Origin of the sequence: Bacillus sp. AR13-1 (assembly GCF_008042285.1) — a bacterium.
Classification (GTDB): Bacteria; Bacillota; Bacilli; order Bacillales; family Bacillaceae_G; genus Bacillus_A; species Bacillus_A mycoides.
This window is the reverse complement of sequence record NZ_QNUA01000007.1, coordinates 563,869-570,052: the sequence shown is the minus strand read 5'-3', so window position 1 is coordinate 570,052 and position 6,184 is coordinate 563,869. Positions and strand designations below refer to the sequence as shown.

Below are 6,184 nucleotides of genomic sequence, written 5' to 3'. Positions count from 1 at the left end.
GTTTAGTTTTCAAAGTTCAACATCGCGTTTCAGCGACTTTCATAATATATCATAGTATATTATTTTCGTCAACAAGTTTTTTTCGATAACTTGTATCTCTCATTTGCTGACTTTTCCTATTATATACACTTTCCTATTGCTATGCAAGTATTATTATAAAAAAATAAGAGGGGGAGAAATCCCCACTCTTACTCTTCAGAAGAATCCTCTTCATTAGATTCTTCTTCTTCATCTTTTTGCGCTTTTGCTACTGTCGCTACCTCTTGCTCATCTTCTAATCGAATTAGACGAACACCTTGTGTATTACGTCCCATTTGAGAGATTTGATCAACCGGCATACGAATAATAACGCCTGCTGCTGTAATTAACATAATGTCTTCTTCGCCTGTTACAGACTTAACCGCTACTAACTTACCGTTTTTATCTGTAATATTACAAGTCTTCAGACCTTTACCACCACGACTTTGCAGGCGGTATTCATCAATCGGTGTACGCTTTCCATAACCATTTTTCGTTACAATTAGAACATTTACATCCTCTTCGACAATTTCCATACCTACAACTTGATCTTCATCACCTAATGTAATTGCTTTTACACCAGCCGCATTACGTCCCATTGAACGCACATCTTGCTCATTGAAACGAATTAACATACCGTTACTTGTCCCAACGATAATATCTTTATCACCAGATGTTAAGCGTACAGAGATTAATTCATCCTCTTCACGAAGAGAAATTGCAATTAAACCATTTGTACGTATATTGGCAAATGATGAAAGTGGTGTTCTCTTAGAGATACCTTGTTTCGTTGTAAAGAATAAGAACTGGTCGTCACCAAATTCACGAATTGGAATAATAGCGTTGATCCACTCACCCTTATCTACCCCTAATAGATTAATAATCGGTATACCTTTTGCTGTACGACTATACTCTGGAATTTCATATCCTTTTGTACGGTATACTTTACCCTTGTTTGTGAAGAATAAAATATGATCATGAGTAGACGTTGTTAATAAATGTTCGACAAAGTCATCATCATTCGTACCCATTCCTTGTACACCACGTCCCCCACGGTTCTGTGTTTTGTACGTAGAAGCCGGTAACCTCTTAATATAACCATTATGAGTAAGTGTAATTGCGATATTTTGTTCTGGGATTAAATCTTCATCCTCTATAGCTTCCATACCGCCAATTGTAATTTCTGTTCTTCTCTTATCATTAAAACGCTCTTTTACTTCAGCTAATTCCTCGCGAATAATTTCAAGAACTTTTTCTTCGTCTGCTAAAATTGCTTTTAACTCTGCAATTATCTTCATTAAATCTTGATATTCTTGTTCGATTTTTTCGCGTTCTAATCCAGTTAAACGTTGCAAACGCATATCTAAAATCGCTTGCGCTTGTTTCTCACTTAAGCCGAAACGTTCCATTAAACCTTGTTTTGCAATATCAGCTGTTTTTGAACTACGGATTAAAGTAATAACTTCATCAAGATGATCTAAAGCAATTCGTAAGCCTTCTAAAATATGAGCACGCGCTTCTGCTTTCTCTAATTCATAAGCAGTACGTCTACGAATCACTACCTTTTGATGCTCTAAATAATAATATAGATTTTGTTTTAAATTTAAGACTTGTGGCTCTCCATTTACAAGAGACAACATATTAATACCGAAACTTGTTTGGAGTGCTGTATGTTTATATAGATTATTTAATAGTACATTGGCATTGGCATCACGACGTACTTCCATAACAATACGCATACCATTTCGATCTGATTCATCACGTAAATCTGTAATACCTTCAATTTTCTTATCACGAACTAGTTCTGCGATCTTTTCAATTAATCGCGCCTTATTAACTTGATAAGGTAGTTCTGTTACGATAATAGTTTGTTTACCATTTGCTTTCTCTTCAATTTCAACTTTAGCACGAAGTATAATAGAACCGCGACCTGTTTCGTAAGCTCTTCGAATTCCACTTCGCCCTAAGATTAAACCTGAAGTTGGGAAGTCTGGCCCAGGAATATATTCCATTAATTCCGCGATAGTGATATCAGGGTTATGACTTAATGCCAACACACCATCAATTACTTCTCCAAGTTGATGCGGTGGAATGTTTGTTGCCATACCAACCGCAATACCCGTCGTACCATTGACTAATAAGTTAGGGAAACGCGCTGGTAATACAACTGGCTCTCTTTCAGAACCATCGTAGTTATCTTGATAATCAATTGTATTCTTTGTAATATCGCGTATTAATTCCATAGAAATCTTAGACATTCTTGCTTCTGTATAACGCATTGCTGCCGCTGAATCTCCATCAACAGAACCGAAATTACCATGTCCATCAACAAGCATGTAACGTTGACTAAAATCTTGTGCCATACGTACCATTGTTTCATAAACAGCTGAATCACCGTGCGGGTGATACTTACCAATTACTTCGCCGACAATACGCGCCGACTTCTTATATGCTTTATCAGCTGTAATTCCTAAATCATTCATCGCATATAAAACCCTACGATGAACTGGTTTTAATCCATCACGAACATCTGGTAATGCACGAGACACGATAACACTCATTGCGTAATCTAAAAATGAGGTACGCATTTCATGACTAATATTAATTTCTCGAATTCGTGCTTGTTGTTGATTGTCTGACATCAACGAGCACCTCCTCTTACATTTCCGTTACACATACATTGATTTATATGTAGAAGACAGGAATACTTAGATTCCTGTCATTACTCACTTAAATATCAAGGTTTTTCACGTATTTTGCATTTTCTTGGATAAAGTTACGACGCGGCTCTACTTTATCACCCATCAAAATTTCAAATGTTTCATCCGCTTCAATTGCATCTTGAAGGGAAACTTGAAGTAACGAACGTACTTCTGGGTCCATTGTCGTCTCCCACAGCTGAGTTGGATTCATTTCCCCTAGACCTTTATAACGCTGAATCCCGGGCTTAGGTTGAGCTGGTAATTCAGCTAGTATTTTTTCAAGTTCTTTATTGTTATAAGCATATTGAATTTTTTTACCTTGTTGTACTTTAAACAACGGTGGCTGTGCGATATATATATATCCACACTCAATGATTTGACGCATATAACGATAGAAGAACGTTAATAATAGGGTACGAATATGTGCACCATCAACATCGGCATCTGTCATAATAATAACTTTATGATAGCGAGCTTTTTCAATAGCAAAATCCCCACCAATATTTGTACCAATTGCTGTAATAATTGTACGAACTTCATCATTTGATAAAATCTTATCTAAACGTGCCTTTTCAACGTTAATAATTTTACCCTTCAGTGGTAAAATCGCTTGAAAATGACGATCGCGTCCTTGTTTTGCAGATCCGCCCGCAGAGTCACCCTCCACGATATAAATTTCGCTAATTGCTGGATCTTTAGAAGAACAATCAGCTAGCTTCCCTGGTAAACTTGAAACTTCTAGAGCACTCTTTCGGCGCGTTAGTTCACGAGCCTTTTTAGCCGCTACACGTGCACGCGCTGCCATAGTCCCTTTATCTATAATTTTACGTGCAACATTGGGGTTTTCTAGTAAGAACTTTTCAAACGCCTCTGAGAATACAGACTCTGTAATCGTTCTCGCTTCACTATTTCCAAGTTTCGTCTTTGTTTGTCCTTCAAATTGTGGATTTGGATGCTTAATTGACACGATTGCTGTTAAGCCTTCACGAACATCTTCACCAGTTAAATTACTATCCGCATCTTTTAAAATATTATTTTTACGACCATAATCGTTAATTACACGTGTTAGAGCAGTCTTAAAACCTACCTCATGTGTACCGCCTTCATACGTATGAATATTATTTGTAAATGAATAAATATGATTTGTATAGCCTTCGTTATATTGAAGAGCAACCTCAACCTGAATCCCATCTTTTGAACCGTCAACATATACAGGTTCTTCATGAATCGGTTGTTTTGAACGATTTAAATGTTCAACATATGATTTAATTCCACCTTCATAATGGAATTCTTTCTTTTGCTTATGTTCACGCTTATCTTCAATTGTTAATTTAATATTACGATTTAAAAACGCCAACTCACGCATACGAGTCGCTAATGTATCAAATTCGTATTCTGTCGTCTCTGTAAAAATTTCTGAATCTGGCTTAAAGCGTGTGATCGTTCCTGTACGATCAGTTTCACCTATTACTTTTAAATCCGCAGCCGGGACCCCGCGTTCATATTTTTGATAGTGTATTTTTCCATCTCGATGTACAAATACCTCTAATTCTGTTGATAAAGCATTTACAACAGATGCACCTACACCATGCAAACCACCAGAAACTTTATAACCACCACCGCCAAATTTACCACCGGCATGGAGTACCGTCATAATAACTTCTACAGCAGGACGTCCCATTTTTTCTTGTATACCAACAGGGATACCACGACCATCATCTGTTACAACAATACTATTATCTTCTTCAATACTGACATTAATTTCATCACAATATCCTGCTAAAGCTTCATCAATACTGTTATCAACAATTTCCCACACGAGGTGATGAAGACCTTTTCCACTTGTAGAACCAATATACATACCAGGACGCTTTCGAACTGCCTCCAGTCCTTCTAACACCTGAATCTGACTTTCATCATATGCATTTTCCTGCATTTGCTTTTGTTCCATTGACACAAAGATCACCTACTTTTCCATTTAAACAGAAATTATTTTCTGTCTATTTCACAATCTACCGTGCCGTTCGTTACATGAATTGTTTTCGCTTCTTTCAATGTTTCGTGTTCAATTCCCTCGACACTCGTCGTTGTCACAAAGGTTTGTACTTTTCCTTGAATTGTATTTAGCAGATGCGATTGACGATAATCATCTAATTCTGATAACACATCATCTAGTAAAAGAATTGGATATTCCTTAACCTCTGAGTATATCAATTCAATTTCAGCCAATTTTAGGGATAGTGCGGTTGTTCGTTGTTGTCCTTGTGAACCAAAGACTTGAACATTTTTACTATTAACGAAGAATTGTAAATCATCACGATGAGGACCAAGTAAAGTTGTACCCCGAAAAATTTCACGTTGTTTCACAGATTGAAAACTTTCATAGTATACTTCCTTTATTTTCGACAAATCCATTGATTCTGATACATCTACACTTGGTTTATAAACGATTTCTAACTCCTCTAATCCCCTGCTAATTCCGCGATGAATTGGAGCAGCCCATTCTTGTAGTAAATGCAAAAACTCAAAACGTTTTCGCAAAATTTTTGCACCATGCTCAATAAGTTGAAGTGTAAATACATCCAACATCGTTTCCTCATTTTTACTATTCCCTTGCATCTTCTTAAGTAAATGATTTCGTTGCGTGAGTACCTTTTGATATTGACTTAATTCATACAAATAGACCGGAGCTATTTGTCCAAGTTCCATATCCAAAAAGCGTCTTCGTACTTGAGGGCTTCCTTTTACAAGATTTAAATCTTCTGGGGCAAACATAACAACATTCATTTCACCAATATACTGGCTCAATTTTTGTTGTTCTAACTGATTTAACTTTGCCTTTTTACCTTTTTTCGAAATATTTAATTCTAAGGATACTGAACTATTTCGCCTTTGTAATCTACCTTTTATATTACCATAATCCTCATCCCAACGAATGAGTTCACGATCGTTCGAAGTTCTATGAGATTTCGCCATCGCCAATACATAAATAGCTTCCATCAGATTCGTTTTCCCTTGCGCATTTTCACCAATAATTACATTGACTTTATCCTCAAAGGAAAGCTCTAAATGCTCATAATTGCGATAGTTTTTTAATTGTATTTCTGTAATAAACAAAGGGATCCCCCTTTATGCCTGAACTTGGAAAGTTCCGCTTCCCGGAATTTCAACAATATCATTTGCATATAACTTTCGGCCTCTTCTATTTTCAAGTTCTTGATTCACGTATACTTCATATTCTTGTAAGAACCATTTCACAGCGCCACCTGTATCAATTACATCAGCTAACTTTAAAAATTGTCCTAGTGTAATGTATTCTGTTGAAATCTTAATAAGTTTCATAAAATCGCTCACTTTCTGAAAGTGTTCATTCTTTCATTGTACTAAATAAACTAGCATTAGGAAAGTAATACCCCACAAATCAAATAAGGGTCACTAGTACCTTTACACTAGCAACCCTTAAT

General features: G+C 36.4%; 4 protein-coding genes. All 4 read right to left on the bottom strand.

The genetic code is table 11. From position 1 onward, the window contains the following. Positions 1-188: 188 nt before the first annotated feature. Positions 189-2,660 carry a DNA gyrase subunit A gene (gyrA, locus tag DN408_RS07245; protein WP_002016488.1) on the bottom strand — a complete coding sequence of 824 codons (2,472 nt, stop codon included), beginning with the start codon at positions 2,658-2,660 and terminating at the stop codon, positions 189-191. Between the two features lie 88 nt (positions 2,661-2,748). Beyond that, positions 2,749-4,671: a DNA topoisomerase (ATP-hydrolyzing) subunit B gene (gene gyrB / locus DN408_RS07240; RefSeq protein ID WP_002034986.1), complete on the bottom strand. Its 1,923-nt coding sequence runs from the start codon at positions 4,669-4,671 to the stop codon at positions 2,749-2,751. A gap of 38 nt (positions 4,672-4,709) precedes the next feature. Continuing rightward, positions 4,710-5,837 (bottom strand): DNA replication/repair protein RecF, encoded by a 1,128-nt coding sequence (gene recF, locus DN408_RS07235; RefSeq protein WP_002016486.1) that lies wholly within the window; start codon positions 5,835-5,837, stop codon positions 4,710-4,712. Positions 5,838-5,849: 12 nt separating this feature from the next. Continuing rightward, a complete protein-coding gene (yaaA, locus tag DN408_RS07230; protein ID WP_002016484.1) occupies positions 5,850-6,062 on the bottom strand; it encodes a S4 domain-containing protein YaaA in 213 nt (70 codons plus the stop codon). Positions 6,063-6,184 lie beyond the last annotated feature (122 nt).

Bases quoted from the DNA above. Each gene is read 5' to 3' on its own strand.
- gyrB (WP_002034986.1), bottom strand. From the start codon at position 4,671: ATGGAACAAAAGCAAATGCAGGAAAATGCATATGATGAAAGTCAGATT.
- gyrA (WP_002016488.1), bottom strand. From the start codon at position 2,660: ATGTCAGACAATCAACAACAAGCACGAATTCGAGAAATTAATATTAGT.
- yaaA (WP_002016484.1), bottom strand. From the start codon at position 6,062: ATGAAACTTATTAAGATTTCAACAGAATACATTACACTAGGACAATTT.